The 19,605-nt window shown below is 71.0% G+C and carries 21 protein-coding genes, 1 tRNA gene and 1 pseudogene; 17 read left to right on the forward strand and 6 right to left on the reverse strand.

Going from position 1 to position 19,605, the window contains the following annotated elements:
* Positions 1 to 41: 41 nt before the first annotated feature.
* A complete protein-coding gene (locus STRTUCAR8_RS40690; protein ID WP_006382233.1) occupies positions 42 to 3,008 on the reverse strand; it encodes a M36 family metallopeptidase in 2,967 nt (988 codons plus the stop codon).
* Positions 3,009 to 3,210: 202 nt separating this feature from the next.
* Here STRTUCAR8_RS40690 and STRTUCAR8_RS40695 point away from each other — a divergent pair, with 202 nt between their 5' ends.
* From STRTUCAR8_RS40695 to STRTUCAR8_RS40705, 3 genes are all read left to right on the forward strand, one after another.
* Positions 3,211 to 4,800 (forward strand): hypothetical protein, encoded by a 1,590-nt coding sequence (locus STRTUCAR8_RS40695; RefSeq protein WP_006382244.1) that lies wholly within the window; start codon positions 3,211 to 3,213, stop codon positions 4,798 to 4,800.
* 155 nt (positions 4,801 to 4,955) lie between these two features.
* Positions 4,956 to 7,124 carry a sensor histidine kinase gene (locus STRTUCAR8_RS40700; RefSeq protein WP_100247767.1) on the forward strand — a complete coding sequence of 723 codons (2,169 nt, stop codon included), beginning with the start codon at positions 4,956 to 4,958 and terminating at the stop codon, positions 7,122 to 7,124.
* Positions 7,121 to 7,540 (forward strand): roadblock/LC7 domain-containing protein, encoded by a 420-nt coding sequence (locus STRTUCAR8_RS40705; RefSeq protein ID WP_006382238.1) that lies wholly within the window; start codon positions 7,121 to 7,123, stop codon positions 7,538 to 7,540. The genes STRTUCAR8_RS40700 and STRTUCAR8_RS40705 overlap by 4 nt, the downstream gene beginning before the upstream one ends.
* A gap of 394 nt (positions 7,541 to 7,934) precedes the next feature.
* On the opposite strand, the gene STRTUCAR8_RS40710 is transcribed toward STRTUCAR8_RS40705, so the two are convergent.
* The 5 genes from STRTUCAR8_RS40710 to STRTUCAR8_RS40730 form a co-directional block, all read right to left on the reverse strand.
* Positions 7,935 to 8,882: an endonuclease/exonuclease/phosphatase family protein gene (locus STRTUCAR8_RS40710; RefSeq protein ID WP_006382243.1), complete on the reverse strand. Its 948-nt coding sequence runs from the start codon at positions 8,880 to 8,882 to the stop codon at positions 7,935 to 7,937.
* A 283-nt stretch (positions 8,883 to 9,165) separates the two neighbouring features.
* Positions 9,166 to 9,226, reverse strand: a tRNA-Ser gene (locus tag STRTUCAR8_RS40715).
* A 64-nt stretch (positions 9,227 to 9,290) separates the two neighbouring features.
* Positions 9,291 to 10,586: a site-specific integrase gene (locus tag STRTUCAR8_RS40720; protein WP_006382234.1), complete on the reverse strand. Its 1,296-nt coding sequence runs from the start codon at positions 10,584 to 10,586 to the stop codon at positions 9,291 to 9,293.
* A gap of 28 nt (positions 10,587 to 10,614) precedes the next feature.
* Positions 10,615 to 11,025, reverse strand: coding sequence for a hypothetical protein (locus STRTUCAR8_RS40725; RefSeq protein ID WP_006382236.1), 411 nt, complete (start codon positions 11,023 to 11,025; stop codon positions 10,615 to 10,617).
* Between the two features lie 96 nt (positions 11,026 to 11,121).
* Positions 11,122 to 11,613, reverse strand: coding sequence for a helix-turn-helix domain-containing protein (locus tag STRTUCAR8_RS40730; protein WP_044473746.1), 492 nt, complete (start codon positions 11,611 to 11,613; stop codon positions 11,122 to 11,124).
* A 205-nt stretch (positions 11,614 to 11,818) separates the two neighbouring features.
* On the opposite strand from STRTUCAR8_RS40730, the gene STRTUCAR8_RS40735 reads away from it, so the two are divergent.
* The 14 genes and pseudogenes from STRTUCAR8_RS40735 (at position 11,819) to STRTUCAR8_RS54840 (ending at position 19,563) form a co-directional block, all read left to right on the forward strand.
* Positions 11,819 to 12,034 (forward strand): helix-turn-helix domain-containing protein, encoded by a 216-nt coding sequence (locus STRTUCAR8_RS40735; protein ID WP_006382250.1) that lies wholly within the window; start codon positions 11,819 to 11,821, stop codon positions 12,032 to 12,034.
* Complete coding sequence (locus tag STRTUCAR8_RS40740; RefSeq protein ID WP_006382242.1) at positions 12,031 to 12,321, forward strand: hypothetical protein; 291 nt, start codon at positions 12,031 to 12,033, stop codon at positions 12,319 to 12,321. The genes STRTUCAR8_RS40735 and STRTUCAR8_RS40740 overlap by 4 nt, the downstream gene beginning before the upstream one ends.
* 93 nt (positions 12,322 to 12,414) lie before the next feature.
* Entirely contained in the window at positions 12,415 to 12,789 is a 375-nt protein-coding gene (locus tag STRTUCAR8_RS40745) for a hypothetical protein (RefSeq protein WP_044473747.1), read from the forward strand.
* On the forward strand, positions 12,786 to 13,436 hold the full coding sequence (locus STRTUCAR8_RS40750; RefSeq protein WP_006382232.1) for a hypothetical protein: 651 nt from the start codon (positions 12,786 to 12,788) through the stop codon (positions 13,434 to 13,436). The genes STRTUCAR8_RS40745 and STRTUCAR8_RS40750 overlap by 4 nt, the downstream gene beginning before the upstream one ends.
* Entirely contained in the window at positions 13,433 to 13,612 is a 180-nt protein-coding gene (locus STRTUCAR8_RS40755; protein WP_006382246.1) for a hypothetical protein, read from the forward strand. Before STRTUCAR8_RS40750 ends, STRTUCAR8_RS40755 begins: the two co-directional genes overlap by 4 nt.
* Complete coding sequence (locus STRTUCAR8_RS40760) at positions 13,612 to 13,845, forward strand: hypothetical protein (protein WP_006382245.1); 234 nt, start codon at positions 13,612 to 13,614, stop codon at positions 13,843 to 13,845. The genes STRTUCAR8_RS40755 and STRTUCAR8_RS40760 overlap by 1 nt, the downstream gene beginning before the upstream one ends.
* Positions 13,842 to 14,372 (forward strand): hypothetical protein, encoded by a 531-nt coding sequence (locus tag STRTUCAR8_RS40765; RefSeq protein ID WP_044473748.1) that lies wholly within the window; start codon positions 13,842 to 13,844, stop codon positions 14,370 to 14,372. Before STRTUCAR8_RS40760 ends, STRTUCAR8_RS40765 begins: the two co-directional genes overlap by 4 nt.
* Positions 14,372 to 15,190 carry a hypothetical protein gene (locus tag STRTUCAR8_RS40770; protein WP_044473749.1) on the forward strand — a complete coding sequence of 273 codons (819 nt, stop codon included), beginning with the start codon at positions 14,372 to 14,374 and terminating at the stop codon, positions 15,188 to 15,190. Before STRTUCAR8_RS40765 ends, STRTUCAR8_RS40770 begins: the two co-directional genes overlap by 1 nt.
* A 14-nt stretch (positions 15,191 to 15,204) precedes the next feature.
* Positions 15,205 to 15,852, forward strand: coding sequence for a hypothetical protein (locus tag STRTUCAR8_RS40775; RefSeq protein WP_006382237.1), 648 nt, complete (start codon positions 15,205 to 15,207; stop codon positions 15,850 to 15,852).
* A gap of 79 nt (positions 15,853 to 15,931) precedes the next feature.
* Positions 15,932 to 16,339 (forward strand): hypothetical protein, encoded by a 408-nt coding sequence (locus STRTUCAR8_RS40780; RefSeq protein ID WP_006382248.1) that lies wholly within the window; start codon positions 15,932 to 15,934, stop codon positions 16,337 to 16,339.
* 21 nt (positions 16,340 to 16,360) lie between these two features.
* The gene (locus STRTUCAR8_RS40785) at positions 16,361 to 16,621 is read left to right on the forward strand and encodes a hypothetical protein (protein WP_006382231.1); all 261 of its coding nucleotides are present in this window, start codon (positions 16,361 to 16,363) and stop codon (positions 16,619 to 16,621) included.
* 17 nt (positions 16,622 to 16,638) lie between these two features.
* Positions 16,639 to 16,932, forward strand: a complete 294-nt coding sequence (locus tag STRTUCAR8_RS40790) for a hypothetical protein (protein ID WP_006382235.1) — start codon at positions 16,639 to 16,641, stop codon at positions 16,930 to 16,932.
* A gap of 1,352 nt (positions 16,933 to 18,284) precedes the next feature.
* Positions 18,285 to 18,623, forward strand: a pseudogene (locus STRTUCAR8_RS54835) (hypothetical protein); the annotation flags it as partial.
* A 313-nt stretch (positions 18,624 to 18,936) separates the two neighbouring features.
* Entirely contained in the window at positions 18,937 to 19,563 is a 627-nt protein-coding gene (locus tag STRTUCAR8_RS54840; RefSeq protein WP_241784720.1) for a DNA primase family protein, read from the forward strand.
* Positions 19,564 to 19,605: the final 42 nt, after the last annotated feature.

Consider the following 19,605-nt stretch of genomic DNA (forward strand, 5'->3'; position numbering starts at 1 on the left):
CCCTCTGGCCTGCTGCCGACCGAGTCGGTCAGCCCTGCCCGTCAGCCCTGGTGGGGTGCGCCGTGGACGACGAGTTCGGTCATGTCCATGTACTGGCAGCCCGACGAGCCGGAGTCCTGCGCGCAGTCCACGCCGTTGTCGACGGCCTGGTTGCCCAGCATCGTGACGCGGACGTACCGCACGTTCTGCGCGGTGCCCGTGTTGAGGGCCACGGTGTTCTCCCGGCCGGTGTCGGCGGGACCGAAGTGGCCCTCGGCGGCGGTGGCCCAGGTCGTGCCGTCCGTGGACGTCTCGATCCGGTAGTCGCCGAGGGACGCCGTCACGTCGTCCCCGCAGCCGGACGTCGGGTCGACGCGCAGCTCGCTGATGTCCACGCCCTGGGGCAGCCGTACGGTGTTGTGGACCGGGTCGACCCCGGTGCCGTTGGTGCCGCCGTTGGCCTCCGAGCCCCAGACGTTGGCCGACATGTCGATGAGACCGGCCGGTCCGCAGCCGAAGTCGCTGTAGTCGACGCCGCTGAACTCCGCGACCTCGGCGCCGCCGGAGGAGGCCGACCAGTTGCGGCGTACCGACCAGTCGGCGGCACCGGCGGCGACGGTGAGCGTGCGGATCTGCGGCTCGTAACCGTTGCCGCTCGCGTACACCTTCCGGTAGGTGCCCTCGGGCACGTTCCGGATCGCGTACGTGCCGTCCGCCGCGCTCACGGCGGAGAGGTCGGCGCCGGGGAAGCCGGAGGCGTGGCCGCTGATGCTGACCGTGACCCCGCCGACCGGCGCGCCGGAGGCGTCGTCGGTCACCTTGCCGGTGAGCGTGACCACCGGGGTGTTCGGGCCGGGCGGCAGGGAGAAGTCCTCGTCGGGCAGGACGTCGTCACCCGTGAGAGCGGCGGCGAACCAGCCCATGCCCCGGTTGGCGAAGACCTTCCAGATCCGGTCGTGCGCACGCCCGCCGTTGACGACGGTGTCGGCCTGCAGGATGGCGTTGCGCTGGTCGAGGAAGCTCGGGCTCACGGGCGAGAGTTCCATCGCGCGGGTGACCAGTGACTCGGTGAGCCGGCTGCCGAGGGTGTTGCGCAGGTCCCAGAGCGTCTCGCCCCAGATCTCGCCGTCGCCGTGCACCTCGGGTCCGCGGGAGGAGATCTTCCCGTAGTCGCCGTAGGTGTATCCGCCCGTGCCCGCCTTGGCCGTTCCGTGGCAGGCGGCCGACGTGGAGCCGACCGGGCAGTCCATCGACTGGGAGCGCGCGGGGAGTTCGTCGCTCCAGCCCGGCGCGTCGAGGTTCACGTCGCCGTCGACGCGCCGATTGTCCTTCAGCAGGCCCTCGTTGTTGAGGAAGTCGAGGGCGTACCAGTCGCTCCACGCCTCGCCCATGGCGTTCGACTGCTCGCTGTTGAGGGCGGGGACCCCGTCGGCGTCGGTGATGAGCCGGTGGGACAGACCGTGCGTGTACTCGTGGTAGACGGTGGCGGCGTCGTCGCCGAAGTTGCCCTGCAGCACGTTGAAACCGGGGATGGAACCGGTCAGGTACATCTGCATCGTGGGCGCCTGGCCGTCCGGCGGCGTACCCATGTTGGCGTTGTTCAGGTGGTCGTCGTCGGGCAGCCCGTCCTTCATGGCCGCGCCGTCGTCGGTCTGCGCCTGTACGGCGTCTCCGTCCCGGCTGTCGAAGTTGCCCGCGGCCCGGGTGAAGCCGATCGGACCGGCTTCCAGGTGGTCGTGGAAGGTGCCGATGAAGTAGTAGACCTGCGCGGCGTTCTGCTCGCGGTTGGTCTGCCAGGAGTTCGGCGTCTTCTGGTCCCACGAGCAGGGCAGCGGGGTGCCGCAGCCGTCACCGGTGAAGGGCTTGAACGGGAAGGAGAACGTCCCGTCGGCCCCCGGGGTGACCTCCTCGCCCGGGTCCACCTCGTTGTTGTCGTTGACGTCGCTGAAGACGTGCGCCACCGACCCGTTGAGGGTCTGGGCGCCCTCGGGGAGCCAGCCCCGGGCGGTCAGATGACGGGTGTGCTGCTTGCCGCCGGATTTGGCACCCGGGTACTGGTCCCAGACCAGCACCTTGCCGGTACGCAGAAGCGGCCCTGCGGACAGGCTCGCGGAGCCCGCGTCCTTCGCGGAGCTCGCGGACTTCTCGGAACTCCCGGCTTTCTCTGCCACCAGGTCGGAGGACAGGTTCTGCCGGTAGAGGACCCGGCCGGTGGCGGCGTCGACGACGTGCAGCCACATGCCCTGGCCGTCCGGAGCGGTGACCGTCCGCCATGCCCGTCGGGCCGCGCCGTCCGGCGTCGTGTACACCACCTGCTTGGCGGTGTCCGAGCTGCCGGTGCTGACGTCTGTGCCGCCCGCGATGTCACGAACGGCGTTGTGCCGCGCCTGCTTTCCGGTGATCTTCGCGGGCGCCAGCGCGGACGGCAGCCCCCGCACCGGGGAGCCCAGCACGCTGATCAGCCGTCCGTCACGGGCTACGTTCGCCTTGACGCCGTTGCCGAACACCGGGACACCGTCGACCGACTGGACGAACGACAGATGACGTATCCCGGCGACATCGGTGTACTGCTTGCGCAGCGTCAGGCCCTCGACCTGGGCGGCGGTGAGCCCGAACACATCGGGATGCGCGCGCAGATACCGCCGGGCGATGTCCTCCGGTGTGGCGCCACTGGCTGACGTCAGATACCCGTCGAGCCGGGCCACCTGACGCGCGGTACCGGTGTCGGGGTCCAGTTCGAGCACGCCCTGAGCCCCGAGCTGCTTGCGCAACTGCCGTACGCCGGGCCGCTGTTCGGCCTTCGTCAGCCGGGCGTCGCTGCGGGCCAGGGACTGCTGCGAGGGTATGAGCGCCGGGCTGTCGCCCGCCGGGGAACCCGCCGGTGCGCCCGAGTCGGCCGCGGGGCGGCCCGCCGGATCGCCCGGGGCCGCGCTCGCGCCTCCGGGAAGGAGAGCGACGGCCAGCGAGAGGCCGGCCGTCGCGGTGAATATGGTCGCGCGAGTTCTGCGCGAGAAGGTGGCTTTCGCCATGGTTCGCCTCGTGGGGGGTGAGGTCCAACGACCGCATGGAGCAGCCGAGTTGTACTTCCCAAACCTCTCAGGACGCCCAGCACGACAGGAAGCCTGAAACTTCAATGTTCACAGGAGCCTCACAGATCCCAGGGTTTACGCCCTCGCACGGGGACCTGAAAAAGCTTGTCCCGCGCATCACCCTGCAGGAAGATCATCGTTCGTGCGCCTCGATGAACTCAACGCCCTCGAAAGCCGGTTGTGGGACTCCTTCCCCCAGGGCCGTCCCGTCGACGTCAGTGACGACCCGGCGACGCCGGCGGAAGAGGCGGTCCGGTCCGAAGTCCTCGTCGCGCTGCTGCTGGGCGCCGGCCCCGAACACACGCCGGGCGACCGCCCCGCGCTGCGCCTGACCGGCGCCCGGATCACCGGCCGTATGGATCTCCGGTTCTGCGAGATCGTCGTTCCCGTCGTCCTGACCGACTGCCACTTCGACGAAGTGCCCCAGCTGCGGGGTGCCCGGACCCGCGAGCTGGTCCTGAGCGGCTGCCGCCTGCCCGGCCTGGTCGCCGACACCACGCAGATCGACGGCCGACTGGTGCTCTCCGGCTGCGAGTTCACGGGACCGCTCGTCCTCACCCGCACCCAGATCCACGGCGATCTGGACCTGCGGGACACGGCGATCACCTCTCCCGGCACCGAGGCGATATCCGCCGTCCACGCCACAGTGGGCGGCGACGCGCTCTGCGCCAACCTGGCGGTCGACGGCGCCTTCCGGCTGTCCGGGTCGGCCGTCGACGGCGAGTTCGATCTCGAGGGCGCCACGCTGCGCAACCCCGGCGGCCACGCCCTGGACGCCTACCACGTCCGGATCGCCGAGGACTTCACCTTCCACCCCGGATTCAGCGCCGAGGGCCGGATCATCCTCTCCGGTGCCACGGTCGGGGCGGCCATCGGCTTCTGCGGCGCCCGGCTGAGCAACCCCGGTGACATCGCCCTGGAGGCGGTCGACGTCACCGTCAGCCGTAACTTCGACCTCGGCCGCGGTCTGACCGTCGAGGGCGGCATCAAACTCGACGGCACCCGCATCGGTACGGAACTCAGCTTCCGCGACACCACACTGACCCACCCCCACGCCATCGCCCTCTCCCTGCGCGCCACCCGGGCCCGGGAGACCGACCTGCGCACCCGGCGGCCGATCGAGGGCGCGGTGGACGCGCGCAACGCCCACCTGGGCACGCTGTACGACAGCCCCGACACCTGGCCCGCAGACCTCCGGCTGGCCGAGACGACGTACGACGCTCTCGCACTCCCGCTCCCGGCCGCCGAACGGGTCCGCTGGATCCGGCGCGGCGGCGACGGCTATCTCCCGCAGCCGTACGAGCAACTCGCCGCGACCTACCGCAGGGTGGGGCACGAGGACGAAGCGCGCACGGTGCTGCTCGCCAGAGAGCGCCGGCGCCGCACCACCCTCGCCCCGCACCGCCGCGTCTGGGGGCACATCCAGGACGCGGCCGTCGGCTACGGCTACCGCCCTCTTCGCGCGGGCCTCTGGCTGCTGGCGCTGCTCGCCTGCGGTGCGCTGTACTTCGGCCTGTGTCCCCCCGAGCCCCTCGACGCGGGCAAGGCGCCGCAGTTCAACGCCGTCTTCTACACCCTCGATCTGCTGGTGCCGATCATCACGTTCGGCCAGGAAGGCGCCTTCGCGCCTCGGGATGCCGGGCAGTGGCTGGCCTACGGACTGATCGCGGCAGGGTGGATCCTGGCCACCACGGTCACCGCCGGAATATCCCGCGCCATCACCCGCCAGTGACCCCGCCACCGTCCGGACGGCCACCGACGGGGTCGGGGTCCGCCCCGCGCGTCACGGTTCTCCGGCCTGCGGTGTGAGGGCGGCGCAACTCAACTCCCCACGGGCTCTAACAGATCGGAAACCGGCCGCCGCGGCAGTGGGTCTAGCGTCGTGACATGAGGGTGTGGACGCCATTCCGGCCGCTGTTCGAGGTGCTCGGTGAACAACGCCACCGTGGCCGAACAAGTCCCGACCGGCGCCCGCTGCCCGGCTGGCGCAGCATCAGGGGCCGGGTGGCAGTGGTCATCACCGTCCCGATCTGCCTGCTGCTGACGGTGGCCGGTCTGGCCGTCTACGGCCGCGCGGAGGCAGTCGGCGACGCCCGGACGACCCGTTCCGAGGTGGGCCTCAGTCTTCGTGTCCAGGCGCTGGTGCACCAGCTGCAACGTGAACGCGGTCTGACGAACGGCCTGTTGGGCGGCGAGGACAGTTACCGCGCCCAACTCGCCACTACTCGCGAGCGCGTCGACACGGCGCTGCGCGCGATGCGCCCCGAACCCGCGGTGCAGGACGTCATCCAGCGGCACCTTCGCCGCCTCGCCGCGGTCCGGGCCGCCGCGGACAGGGCGACCGCGGGCAAGGGCACCACCGGTCGAACCGCCGACCGCACCGCGACCCTCACCTTCTACACCACCGCCGTGGACGCCCTCAACGACGTCGACCCGGTGGCGGACACCGCGACCAGCGCCGACGGCCAACTGCGGGACGGACTCACGGCGTTGAGCGAACTGGCCGCCGCGAAGGAATCCGTCGCCCTCGAACGCGGGCTCCTCAACGGCGTGTTCGCCGAGGGCGCCTTCCACGGCCGCGAGTACCTCACCTTCACGGAGGTGCGCGCCACCCGCGTCGCCGCCCTCGCCCGCTTCCGGGAGGTGGCGACGGCGCCTCAACTCGCCTCGCTGAAGCAGGCGTTCGCCACGAAGGAGGCCGAACGCGCCACCACCTACGAGACCCGGGCGGAGGGCGCCGCCGACGGCTCCGCGCTGCGCGTCGACGCCGGCACCTGGTGGGACGGGATGACCGTGCTCGTAGACGATCTGTACGCCGTCCAGCAGTCGGTCGGTGACGACGTACGGGACCGGGCCGACCGCCTCAGTCACGACGCCGAACTCGCCCTCGCCGCCTACCTCCTGGCGGGCGCGCTCATGGCCACCCTCGTGGCGGGCCTCGCCGCCTTCGCCTCACGTTCCCTCACCCGCCCGCTCGGCGCCCTCGCAGAGGCGGCCCACGACGTGGCCCGGCGCCGTCTGCCCGCGACGGTCGCCCGGATCCAGCGGTCACCGCAGGATCAGCAGGACCAGCAGGACCAGGGGGAGTTCCCCGAGGCGCGAGCACTGGGCGGCGCGGCGGAGATCGCCGAAGTCGCGGAGTCCCTGCGCCTGGTGGAACACACCGCCGTCCAACTGGCCGCCCAGCAGGCCGGCCTGCGCCGCAACACGACCGAGTCGCTCGCCAACCTCGGCCGCCGCAACCAGAACCTCGTACGCCGGCAGCTCGGCCTCATCACCCGCCTGGAACGGCAGGAACTCGACCCGGACGCCCTCGCCGAACTCTTCGAACTCGACCACCTCGCCACCCGGATGCGGCGCAACGCCGAAAGCCTGCTGGTCCTGGCCGGACAGAATCCGCCCCGGGCCACGGCAGCGCCCGCCGACGGACTGGAAGTCGTCCAGTCGGCCGTCGCGGAGGTGGAGCAGTACCGGAGGGTCCTGATAGCGGCCGTGGAACCGGTGCGCGTACGCGGGCACGCCGTCGCCGATGTCGCCCATCTCCTCGCCGAACTCATCGAGAACGGGCTGACGTTCTCGCCGCCGAACGAGCGGGTCGAGGTGCACGGCTGGTACGACACCGAGGACGACACGTACAGCTTCGCCGTCGTCGATCACGGCGTAGGCATGTCCGCGACCGACAAGGAACGCGCGGGCGAGCGCCTCTCCGGCTCGGGCGAGGACGCCTTCCTCGCCGCCCCCACCCGCTTCCTCGGCCATCTCGTCGTCGGCCGGCTCGCCCACCGCCTCGGCGACGGCGCGAACGTCCACCTCTTCGACACCCCGGGCGGCGGCCTGTCCGCACTCCTCGTCCTGCCCGGCCGCCTGCTCGCCCCCGCACAGACCCCGCGGACCCTCCCGACGGCACCCTCGTCCGTACCCCTGCCCGTACCGCCGACCCCGCCCACCGCACGTCCCGCTGTCTCCTCTTCCTCCCTCCTCAACGGCTTCCGGGCCGGTGTCGCCCGCGCCGAGGCCCGAAGCACACCCCGAAGCACCCAAGGAGCGTCATCGTGACCACCGCCGTCCAGAGTTTCGGCTGGCTCGTCTCGGAGTTCGTCCGCACCGCCGACGGCGTCACCGACGCGGTCGCCGTCTCCTCGGACGGCCTCCTCATGGCCGCGTCCGACAACCTCGGCCGCGACCGCGCCGACCACCTCGCCGCCGTCGTCTCCGGCATCACCAGCCTCGCCCAGAACGCGGCGACGACACACGGCTTCCGCGGCATGAAGCTCGTCATGATCGAAATGCTCGGCGGCTTCCTCATGGTCGGCCGCATCCGCGACGGCAGCTGCCTGGGCGTCCTCGCCGCCGAGGGCTGCGACGTGGGTCTGGTCGGCTACGAGATGGCCGTCCTCGCCGACCGCGCGGGCGAACTCCTCACCCCGCAGCTCGTACGCGAACTCCACTCGGCGCCACGCGCGGCGGGATAGCCGGGGGCCGCTTCGGCCACCCCGTGTCCCGGGACCGGCTGTCCGTGGCGCATCCCCGCGCGGGACCCCTTCGGCGCCGATCAGGTATCCGTCGGTCTGCGCAGCGCCGTGCTGCGGAGCATCGCCGGGGGCACTCGGCCCAAGCACACCGGGCCCAGGTACCAGCCCAGGTACCAGGGGCCAACCGGCTTACCCCCGGCCCGCGCGCCACGGCCTCGACGCCCGGCCGCAGCGGTCGGAGAGGATCCGGCCGACCCCGCCGGGGGGACCCGTACGACTGGCCCTACTGCCGGACAAGGCCCCCGGAGCGTCCTTCTGAGACCTTCTCCGTCCTTCTCCGTCCTTCTCCTGGGACGGAACGCGGGTGCCGTAGTCCATCGCGGATGCCTGGCGGTCAGCCAAGACGTACGCGGCCGAACACCGGCAAGTGGTCGCTCCCGGTCGCGTCCAGGGCCGATACCTCCGTCACCACGACCCCTCTGCCGAGCACCTGGTCGATCCGTGCCACCGGCAGGGAAGCAGGCCAGCTGAAAGCGAACCCCGAGTCCGGGGTGCCGAGTTGTGAGGTGAGCGGATCCAGCCCCCGGTCCTGCACGGTGCCGTTGAGGTCACCCACGACCAGGAGCCGGACCGCCGGGTCGTCCGCGATCCGTGCACCGAGCAGTGCCGCGCTCTCGTCACGGGCCGCCGACGCGAAACCGTTCGCGCCGAGACGGATCGACGGCAGGTGGACCACGTACACCGCGACCGCTCCCTCGGGCGCGGCGACTGTGGCCCGCAGGCCGCGCTGCCAGCTGTCCGGGAAACCCGCGGGCCGAATGTCCACGGTCCGCACGTCCGTGAGGGGGTACGACGACCAGAGCCCGACCGTGCCATGGACCGCCCGATGGGGGTGGGACGCGCCCAGGACGTCCTCGTACACGGGCCGCGCCGCGGGTGTCAGCTCCTGCACGGCCACGAGGTCAGCGCCCGTGGCGAGCAGCGCCTGGGCGGTGCCGGGCGGGTCGGAGTTGTCGTCGGCGATGTTGTGCTGGACGACAGTCAGGTCGGACGAGTCGGAGGACGAGGCGAACCAGAGACCGCCGAACAGCCAGAGCCAGGCCAGCGCGGGCAGCAGACAGGCGACCAGCCCTCCCGCCGACCGCTTGACCAGGGCGAGACATCCGAGGAAGGGCACGGCCACGCCCAGCCATGGCAGAAACGTCTCCAGCGCGCTCCCGAGTCGCCCGACCCGGTTGGGCACGACGGAGTGCAGGGCCAGCAGCCCGGTGACACCGACGGCACACGCGACGAGCCCGTACTCCCACAGCCCCCGGCTTTGCCGATCTCGGCGTACGATCACACGCCCCCCTCGTCCCGACGAACGACGCGCCTTCCCGCCGGACGGTTCCCCACGACGAACCCGGACCCGCCGGACACGGCCCGGTCGGTGCTCGGCCGGGTGTCGGGTCGTCCCACATGTGGTGTCCCCGCTCTACGGCAACCCGGCACTTGGGGTGGCCTCCGTGCTCCGTCGTGGTCGGTCTGCGGCCAGACTGCTTGAAGGCGGAGCGGGAGTGCGCACGACAAAGGCCCAGATCCGGGAATCCCTCCCCGTGACCTGGGCCTCGACCTCATCCACTCTGTGCCCTCGGCAGGATTCGAACCTGCGACACCGGCTTTAGGAGAGCAGCGTTTACGCCTGGCAATCACGCTGGCCGGGGCTGGTGCGGTTGCACGCCGAGTGATCGTTTGGTCGATATTTGGTAGATCAACTCGGAGAGTGCTTCCGCAGGTCCACCCGGCCCCACATCGTGCTCATCCTCAGGCTACTCATGGCCCGCCGGAACGTCTCCTCCAGCCCGTCCAGCCGTTCGGCCCGCATCGTCGGCGTGGGCTTCTGGTAGTGGCGCTTGATGCCCGGCCGCTTATGGCCGGCCGCCTCGAAGGCCAACGGCTCCTTCACCCCGATCTCCGACTGGATCGTGTCATGCAGCGCCCGCAGCGCCCGCATGTCCAGGCCCGGAAGGATCGGCTCCCATGCCGCCCGGTACGCCACCCCCTGCCGCTTCTTCCGTTCCTCGCGCCCGTCGGCGGCCGACCGGAAGGTACGCGACCAGTTACCGCGTCGCCACGGCTGTCCCGACGGGGTGCAAAAGATCCGCGCGTGCGGCCAGTCGGCGAGGTGGTAGCGCAGCAGCGTCGCGAGGAACGGCGGCACATCGACGTCCCTCGTACTGCCGTCGTTCTTCGTCGGCTCCAACCGGAGCACGTAGCCCAGCTTGTTGCCGTGCTCGTCGCGCTCCTGGTACTCGGCGTACTCCTCCTTGATCCGGATGATCGGGCACACAAACTCTCCGGCCCCCCACGGCTGGCGCCTCGTCAGCAGCGTGTTGTCCCGGTGCAGCCCGAGACCCTCACCCCACCGCGGCCCGAGGAACGCGGTCGTCAGCACGTGCACGCCGACCGCCGGTCCAAGCCGCTCCGCCAGGAGGACGGCGTCCTCCGGCCGGGCGCCCCCGTCCCGCCGGATCTTCGGAGGCTTCACCCAGCCCGCATCACCGGCCGTCTCCTTGGTGCGCCTGCGCCCGAAGAGCGGATTCACGGTCACGTACCCGGCGTCCACGGCAGCGGTCATGATGGTCGACATCAGACTGACGGCGTGCCCGCGGCTGACGTCCTCGCAGGGCATCGTCTGCTGCCAGGTGTCGACGTCGAACCACGAGACCTTCCGCAGGGGAACGCCCTCCCACCGGGGCAGGATGTCGTTCTCCAGCCGGTCCCACCGCCTGCTGCCCGTCGCACCCCGCTTCTTGCGCGACGCCATGAAGGTGCGCGCGAACTGGCCGAACGTCGTGTTCACCTTGTCCGGGTCGATCCACGTCCCCTCGCGGATCGCCCTCTCCTGCGCCTCCCCCCACTCAAGAGCCTTGACCTTCGTCGGGAAACCGGACTCTGACAGCCACTCCGGGGTGTGCCCTTCCGGCGCCTTGTACAACACACGCCAGGTGAACTGTTTGGTCTGCACCCCGTTGCGGACCTTGTAGCGCTTCGCTGCGTGAGCCATCGGCCCCCCTGTTCCTTGACGCCCGGAGCTACGCCGACTGCCGGTTGGAGCAGCAGGCAGATGACCGCTGCCACCCGGGCGACCGCTCGGACTGGCGGCGCGTGATGTGGCCGGCCCCGCGTGCACTGATGAGATCCGCGCGCACCGTGTACGCGATGTACTCCGCATGGTCGTCGACCGCCGCGACGACGCCGTCATCCATGACGGCCTGGCGCTCCATCGTGATGGGAACGCGCGGTCCCGGCTCCGCGCCGAGCGGCCTGGGACGCCACCGGCGGGCCTGCTGCGTGAACAGCTCAGCGAATACGCCGGCACCCTCGTCGCTGATGTCGTCGTAGTGGAAGTGGTACCTGGAACCACTTCCGTCTTTGTTGTCCTCGATCCAGGGCTGGAAGTACCGCTCGCCCTGGGCGTGCCGCTTCACCTCGATCGTGAGCACGACTGCCCCCGTAGTCCGAGTGGTGCCCCCTCTCGGTGACGGTCTGTGCATGCAACCACACGAACGGCTGCATTGCACGTACCTCGTACGGATCAATCAGGAGTCTGCAACCTCGTCGCTCTCGCCAGCCAGGCCCTGCAGCATTCTGCGCGGCTTGCGGTACCGCTCGGCGATCCGGGCCAGTTCCTCCGGCGTCGCATCCTTGCGCCCCTGCAAGATGACGATGACGTGCCCGTCGGTCTCGTCTGGGCCGAGCGGGATCACACCGGCCTCGAGCGTCTTGCCCGCACGGAGTTCGTACTCGACTGCTGGCGGCAGCTGCAGGTGGTCGTGCTCCGGCGGGGCAGTCTCCTCCGATTCCGGCTCGCCCGCGGCAATACGTTCTGCCTCACCGTCCTCGAAACCGAGGAATCGCGCGTACCGGCGGACGCTCGCATTGACCTTGGCGAACCGGCCGGACTCGATGTTCTGGACAGTCGTGCGCCCCAGTCCGACCTGCTGCGCGGCCTCTGGCTGGGCGAGCCGGGGCCGGCGCGCTTCGCGTGCCAGCTGGAGCTGAACGCCCAGCCTCTTCGTTCCCTCGTCCATGGGCACCCATCTTGGCACATGTGGTTGCAGGCCCATAGCTCAGATTCAGCGTCTTGACCTGGGCATTATTCGGCATTTACGCACCTTCGGTTGCATCGCGCCCCACACGTTCCTCCAGCAATGTGAGCTGTCTGCTCACATTCGAGGGTGAAAACGTAGGCAGAGTGCTTGCAATATGTAGGCAACCTGTGGTCAGAATGTGGGCGTGAAGCCCAACGGACTGATGATCAGAGGCATCCGAACGGGCCGGAAACTGAGCCTTCGTGAGCTGGAAGCCCGGACCGGCCTGAACCGCGGATACCTGTCCCGCCTCGAACGTGAGCAGATGCGGGACGTCGGCTCTGAGCAGGTCCGCCGGGTCGCCGAGGCCCTCCGAGTACCGGAGGCCCTCCTGATCGACACAGAGGAGTCGACGCCGTGACCGCCAAGGCCACGAAGCCGCGCAAGGGCACCGTCAAGGTCCCCCGGCCGCGCACCCCCCACCAGAGCCCGGTCTCGGGGGAGGCCGAATTCCGACGCTGGACGCCGGAAGAGGTCGTCGAGAAGCAGCTGCTGCCGTACCGCAGCGCCCGCATGGTCCGCGAGAAGTGCTACCGCCGCGAGCTGTTCTGCCACCGCGACGGCGGACGCATCACCTTCACCGCCGAGGACCTGCGCCTCAACAACGAGCTGGGAGCGCAGACGCCGTTCGCCAGCCCGGCCGCCTGACCCGTCCCTGAACGCGCCGAAGGGCCGCTCCGACTTTCCCGGCCCGAGCAGCCCCCGACCGGCGCCCCCACCACAGAGAAAGCAGAGGTCACCGTGACCACTGACACTACCCACCACACCGATCAGGTGTCCCCGGTCAGCGTGCAGCGATCCGCCGTACAGGTCCTCGCCGACCTGATCGACCAGCACCCCGAACTGCCCTCCGCGTCCGTGATGATCCACCGGCCGTGGAAGGGCACCCCTTCTGAGTTGCAGCTCGTGCTGGAGATGTCTGCCGGATTCGAACAGTGGCGTGCCGCGATCGGCATCGCCCCCGAGAACACGGACCTGTACCTCTACGCCGGTGACTCCTGGATCTCCGCCAGGACGGTCCACAAGGGCATCGACATCAGGATCGCCGTGCACGGCATCGCGCTGACCACCGAGCAGGCCAACGCCCCCCGCGACACCAAGGGCGTGGCCGCGTGAGCGCCCCGGCGACGTTGCGCACCTTCGACGGTGCCGAGTGGGAGCTGCGCGCCACCACCCAGACCGGCACCGCCCTGTACGCGGTGAAGGGCGCCCCGAAGTGCTGCCCGCCGTACGTCATGGCCACCCTCACCGAGCTGGCCGAGCACGGCATCCAGAGCACCGAGCTGGCGGCGGCCGTCGCCGAGCTGGGCGCCCTGCCCGTACCCGTCGGATCGGAGCGACTCTCGCCGGAAGAGCGCGGGATGATCCTCGGCCTGATCGGGGATGCGAAGCCCGCCACCTCGGGGCTGCTGGTCTCCTTCGGCGAGTCCGTACAGAACCGCCGAGAGCACGAGCACCCCACGTGGGAGGACCTCTACTGCATGAACCTCTCCTCCTACATGGGGGAGCGGATGGCTCCGGTGCTCCGTCGGTTGGTCGACGTTGAGGCGGAGAACGAGCGGCTGCGGGCCCGCGACGTCGAACCGGATGCCAAGGCGCTGGCCAAACGGGACGGGGCGATCCTCAGGCAGGCCGCCGAGGAGTTGAAGGCCGCGTGCCCGGAGCACAGCGACGCGGACGAGGTCTGGATGGACTGCCCCTGCGAGTACGTCGAGGAGCTGCTCCGCAAGGCGCAGTTGGCCGAGGCCCGGAGCACATCGTGAGTGCCGGCCGTAGCCGCGGCAGCGACCGCCTCGCCACCGCCTCCCGCGAGACCACCCCCGCCGAACGCGCCGCCGCCGCCCGCCTCGTCCTCAAGCGCGGCACCAGCCGCGACGACCTGCGGGACCTGCTCGACATGCTCGGCCTCGACCGGGCCGCTGAGACGGGCGGTGCCTGATGCCGGACACCATCACCCGCCGCGCCTACCTCCTCGCCGCCGTCACGGCCAACGGGTGCCCGGTCACCACCGCGCGCGCCGAGCAGCTGCTCGCCGCGTCGCCCTGGCCGACGTCCGGCCGGAACACCGCGCGGAAGGACCTCCGGGCCCTGGCCGCCCGCGGGTTCCTTCGGCCTGGCCAGGCGGACGGCCGCCGCGTCTACCACCCCACGATCAGCAAGGACTCCGTATGAGCACGCGTACCCTGCCACACGACGCCTACATCACCGCCGTCTGCGACGCGCTCACCGCCGCCGGGCTGGAGCCCACCGACCACTGCTGGACGGACGACGGCGAGACCCGCGGTACGTACTGCTACCTCAACGCTGTCATCACCCTCGACCCGTCCGGCGCGATCGCCGAGGACGTCGACGACTACCCGGCCGACGCCGCGTGGCCGCACGGTCTGCTGTTGATCTGGGAGTGGCACACCGGCATCGAGGACGGTGAGCCCGAGCGCGGCCCCGTCTGGCAGTTCGCCGAGCTCAAGGGCGACGGCTCCAACGAGTACCCGACCGGCCTGCCCGTGTACGGCTACGCCAGCCCGGCCGCGATCGTCGAGGCCGCCCGGAAGGTCATCTCCCGCGAGATCGGCCCCGGCAGCTTCCACGGCTCCAGCGCGGCCAAGTGGGACGGCGGGATCATCGGCGACTCCTGGGAGCGTGCCGACGAGGTGGACGCGGCGTGCGAGGCATGGGGCGTCAACGAGGGCAGCGAGTGATGGCGCGCACCAGCGGCTCCGACGAGGTCGGCGAGAAGCTCGCCGCACGCATCGCCGACTTCATCGTCGACACCGCCGTCAACAGCCCCCGCTCCCTCCAGAAGCGGCTCGGCCCGTCCGAGGTCGGCGACCCGTGCGAACGGCGCCTCAGCTACAAGATCCTCGACTGGCCGGCCAGCGCCGCCGACTCCGACCCCATCGCCTCCATCATCGGCACCGGCTTCCACACCTGGATGGAAGAGGCCTTCGGCCGGAAGCAGGCACCGCTGCCCAGCGGCCAGCCCCGCTACCGCATCGAAGAGCGCGTCACCGTACGGCCCTCGCCCCTCGAAGCCGCGCTCGTCGCCGGGTCCTCCGACCTGTACGACCGGGCCACCGGCACCGTGTGGGACTGGAAGCTCGTCGGCCACACCACGCTCGACCAGTACCGGCTCAAGGGGCCCGGCCCGCAGTACCGCACCCAGGGCCACCTCTACGGACTCGGCCAGGAGAACGCGGGCGAGACCCCGAAACGCGTCGCGATCTGCTTCGTCGGCCGCTACCACGAGCTGCGCGTGCACGTGTGGACCGAGCCGTACGACCGGCAGGTCGCCCTGGACGCGCTCACCCGCCTCGACCTCATCAAGGCCCGCATCGCGGACTCCGAGGCCGCGACCAGCAACTACGACCACGCCTGGTGGTCCCAGATCCCCGCGAGCGACCAGGCCAAGTGCCGGTTCTGCCCGTGGTTCAAGCCCGGCTCCACCGACCTCGCCGTCGGCTGCCCCGGCACCCAGGAGCCGTCCGCCCGGCACGGCTTCGAATCCCTCATCGCATAAGCAGGAGAGCATCCGTGGACGCAAACACCTTCCTCATGGGTGGCGGCGGCGCACCGACCGCCAAGTTCCCCACCCCTGGCACCACCATCGGCGGCCCCATCGCCGAGCCCCCGCAGTTGGAACAGCAGCGCGACATCAAGACGGGCGAAAAGAAGTTCTGGGGCGACGGCGACCCGATGATGCAGCTCGTCGTCACCGTCGCCACCGACCAGCGCGACCACGCCATCGAGGACGACGACGGCAAGCGCCGCATCTTCGTCAAGGGCCAGATGAAGGCCGCCGTCGCCGACGCCGTCCGCGAGGCCGGCGCCAAGGGCCTTGAGGTCGGCGGCACCCTGTGGGTCCGCTACACGCACGACGGCCAGGCGCAGCAGGGGATGTCCCCGCCCAAGCAGTACCAGGCCAAGTACATCACTGCGGCCTCCAACGCCCTCGGCCTCGCCCCGGCGCCCGTGCAGCACCAGGCGCCGCCGCCCACCCCGGCCGCGATGCCCGGCGCCGTGCCGCCCGGCGTCAACCCCGTCACCGGCGAGATCAGCACCCCGCCGCCCGCGGGCCTCACCCCGCAGCAGTACGCCGCCGCGCAGAACAACCCGACCACCGCCCCGCTGCTCAGCCAGATCCCGCCCCAGCAGACGCCGCAGAACGAGCCCCCGTTCTAGCCCGTCCCGCCAGCACCGCCCGCCGCCGCTGACCATCCGCGCGGCGGCGGGCGGCCCCACCACCAGGAAGCAGGAAGCAGTGACCGACCGCCCGTACACCGACGACGACCTCCGCGCCGAGGCTGTCCGCCAGCACCACTCGCTCACCGAAGACCCCGACTTCATGGGCGTCGGCGAGCAGATGCAGGACCAGGAGATCGTGCCCGACGGCGGCGTCACGTGGGACGACTTCAGCGAAGGCACCTTCGAGGCTGCGCAGCGCAGCATCCACGATCTGATCAACGGCGCGGCCAACGTGTCCGAGTGGGCCGTCGACATCGGCGCCGACGGACTGGAGCCCCTCGACTCCGTCCTCAGCATGCAGACCAGCACCGGGCCCCTCGCCCGCATCCATTTCGCCGTGCGCCCCGACATGCCCGAGCGCCTACGCCGCGCGCTCGTCGAGGGCCTCGCTGTCGAGATCGCCAAGTACCTCCCGACCGCCTGACAAGCAGAGAGCAGACCCGCCATGTCCAAGGTCACCATCGACGCCGAGACCGCCCGCCACGTCCTCTTCCACTACGCCCGGCCCGGCGGCTGGAAGCCCGGCCGCTTCACCGTCCTCCTGATGGAGGCCATCGACGCCGCCGACGTCGTCAACAAGGCCCGCCTCGCCCCCGCCTACCCCGAGCTGACCGCCGCGATGGACATCGCCGCCAACCGCCCGGACGGCATCGCCCGACTCCAGCGCATCGCCGGCATCCCCGCCCCGACCGCCACCACCAACTGAGCAGCAGGGACACCGCCATGGCTTTCATCGGACACCGCTGCACCTGCGGGCACAACGACCTCAACCACATCGAGAGCGAAAACGGCAAGCGGAACTGCACCGCCAAGTCGGGCGGCAGCTGCGGCAAGCCCTGCACGTCCCAGGGCGACTCCGAGGTGCTGCCCACCTTCGACCTGAAGGGCAACCACGTCGAGCGGATCATCGCGCCCGGCGACGGCCCGCAGACCGAGGGCGGCACAGTCCTCGTTCGCACCTGCACGTGCGACGCCTGCCAGGCCCTTTACGAGCAGCTCGCCCTGGCCGCCGCCTGACCCTCCCGTCCTGGCGGCCACCGGGCTCCCTCCAGCCCTGGCCGCCTTCCCTGCCCGCCGCCGCGACTTCCCCCAAGCGCGGCGGCGGGCAACCACCGCAAGGAGCACACGAGTTGAGCACCACGCCGGACACGCTCGCCGCCGCCCTCGCCTGGCATGCCGCCGGAGCGAGCGTCGTCCGCGCGGCCGCGAACGGGACCAAGGCCCCGCTCGGCAAGTGGACGGCAGCCATGACCGAACGCGCGGACGCCGAGCAGCTGCACGCCTGGTTCTCCGACGGGCACCCCGGCATCGGCCTCGTCCTCGGCGCAGTGTCCGGCAACCTGGAGATGCTGGAGTTCGAAGGCCGCGCCGTAGCCGAGGGCGTCGCCCGCGAGTTCAGCGAGATCTGCGAAGCCTCCGGACTCGGCGACCTGTGGCAGCGGCTGCGCGCCGGATACCTCGAAGGCACACCGTCCGGCGGCGGCCACCTCCTCTACCGCGTCACCGGCGGAACCGTCCTGCGCAACACCAAGCTCGCACAACGCCCCGCCTCTGCGACCGAACTGGAGTCCAAGCCCAAGGACAAGGTCAAGCCGCTCATCGAGACCCGCGGCGAAGGCGGCTTCGTCGTCGTCGCCCCCTCGCACGGCCCCGTCCACCCCACCGGCGAGCCCTGGAGGCTCACCGCTGGCGGACCCGACACCGTCCCCGTCATCACCGCCGGCGAGCGCGACGCCCTCTTCGCCGTCGCCCGCATGCTCGACCAGATGCCCGCCCCGAGCGAGGCGCCCGCCCCGGCCCCGGTGACCGCCGCCGACGCCTTCCTGTTCGGCACCAGCCCGGCCGCCACCGACGACGGCGCCCTGCGGCCCGGGGACGACTACGAGCAGCGCACCACGTGGGCCGACATCCTCAAGCCCCACGGCTGGAGCCACGTCTTCACCAGCGGGCAGACCACGTACTGGCGGCGCCCCGGCAAAGACCAGGGCATGATCTCCGCCACCACCGGCCACGCCGCCGACCGCGACCGCCTGTACGTGTTCAGCACCTCGACCGAGTTCGACACCGAGCGGCCCTACACCAAGTTCGGCGCGTACACCCTCCTCGCACACGGCGGCGACCACTCCGCCGCCGCCCGCGCCCTGCGCTCCCAGGGCTACGGCACACCTCGCCCCACACCGCCCCGGCACCTCGCCGCCGTCCCCGCCCCGCTGCCCGGCCCGGCCATCGACGGCACCGCCGCCCTCCAGGTCGACGAACCCGCACCCGCCCCCGCCGGCGCCTGGCCCGAGTCGTTCACCGACGACGGCAACGCCCTCCTGTACGCGGGCCACGTCGCCGAGCAGCTGCGCTATGTGCCCGAGCGCGGCATGTGGCTCACCTGGGACCGGTGGCGCTGGTCATGGGACGAGGCCGGCCACTCCGTCGAACTCGGCCGCGCACTCATCCGCGACCTCGACACCCGCCGCTTCGCCGACAACGAAGACGTACTGAAGGCCGCCCGCAAGCACAAGCAGGCCAGCCTCAGCCGCAACCGCATCGGCTCCATGCTCGGCCTCGCCCAGTCCGACCGCCGCCTGGTCGTCCGCATCGGCACCCTCGATGCCGCCCCCCGCCACCTGTGCACCCCCGGCGGCATCGTCGACCTCACCACCGGCGCCATCACCCCGTGCACCCCCGAGGCCATGCACACCCGCTCCGCACTGCTCGCCCCCGACCCGCACCACCCCACCCCGCGCTGGGACGCCTTCCTCACCGACACCTTCGGCGGCGACCTCGACATGATCGGCTTCGTCCAGCGCCTCGCCGGATACAGCGCGTCCGCCGACACCGGCACCCACGTCTTCCCCTTCCTCCACGGCGCGGGACAGAACGGCAAGTCCGTCCTCATGGACGTCCTGCGCCACCTCCTCGGCGACTACGCAGGCCCGGCCCCGGCCGGCTTCCTCATGGCGGGCAAGCAGGAACACAGCGAAGAGATCGCCCGCCTCCCAGGGCCTGCGCCTCGTCGTCTCCTCCGAGATCGACCCGTCCGCCCGCTTCGACGAAGCCAAGCTCAAGGAACTCACCGGCGGCGACACCCTCACCGCCCGCTACATGCACCAGGGCTTCTTCGAGTTCGAGCCCACCCACCACCTGTGGCTCATGGGCAACCACCAGCCCCGCGTCAAAGCCGGTGGCAACTCCTTCTGGCGGCGCCTGCGGCTCGTCCCGTTCGCGCACATCGTGCCCGAGGACAAGAAGGTCGAGAACCTCGCCCAGCTCCTGGTCGACGAGGAAGGCCCCGGCATCCTCGCCTGGATCATCGCCGGAGCCCGCGCCCACTTCGCCGGGGGAGGCCTTCGCGAGCCCGACTCCGTCAAGTCCGCCACCGAGGCCTACGCCGCCGAGGAAGACCACATCGGCCGGTTCCTCGAAGACTGCTGCGTACGGGGCCCCATCGCCCACGTACGGACGGAGACCGGCCGCGTCCGCTCCACGTACGAGGCGTGGTGCCACACCGAGGGCGAGCAGGCCATGGACGCCCGCACCTTCGGCAGGGAACTCAAGGCCCGCGGCATCGTCCGCAAGCCGTCCTCGGGCAAGTACTTCTACGCCGGGCTCGGCCTGCTCGCCGAAGGCGACGTCGACGAGCGCGAGGGCTGGTGATCAAAGTGCCGTTGCGAGTGCCGTTGAGTGCCGTTGCAGTGC

The sequence above is a fragment of the Streptomyces turgidiscabies Car8 genome, assembly GCF_000331005.1.
In the GTDB taxonomy this organism is placed as follows: domain Bacteria; phylum Actinomycetota; class Actinomycetes; order Streptomycetales; family Streptomycetaceae; genus Streptomyces; species Streptomyces turgidiscabies.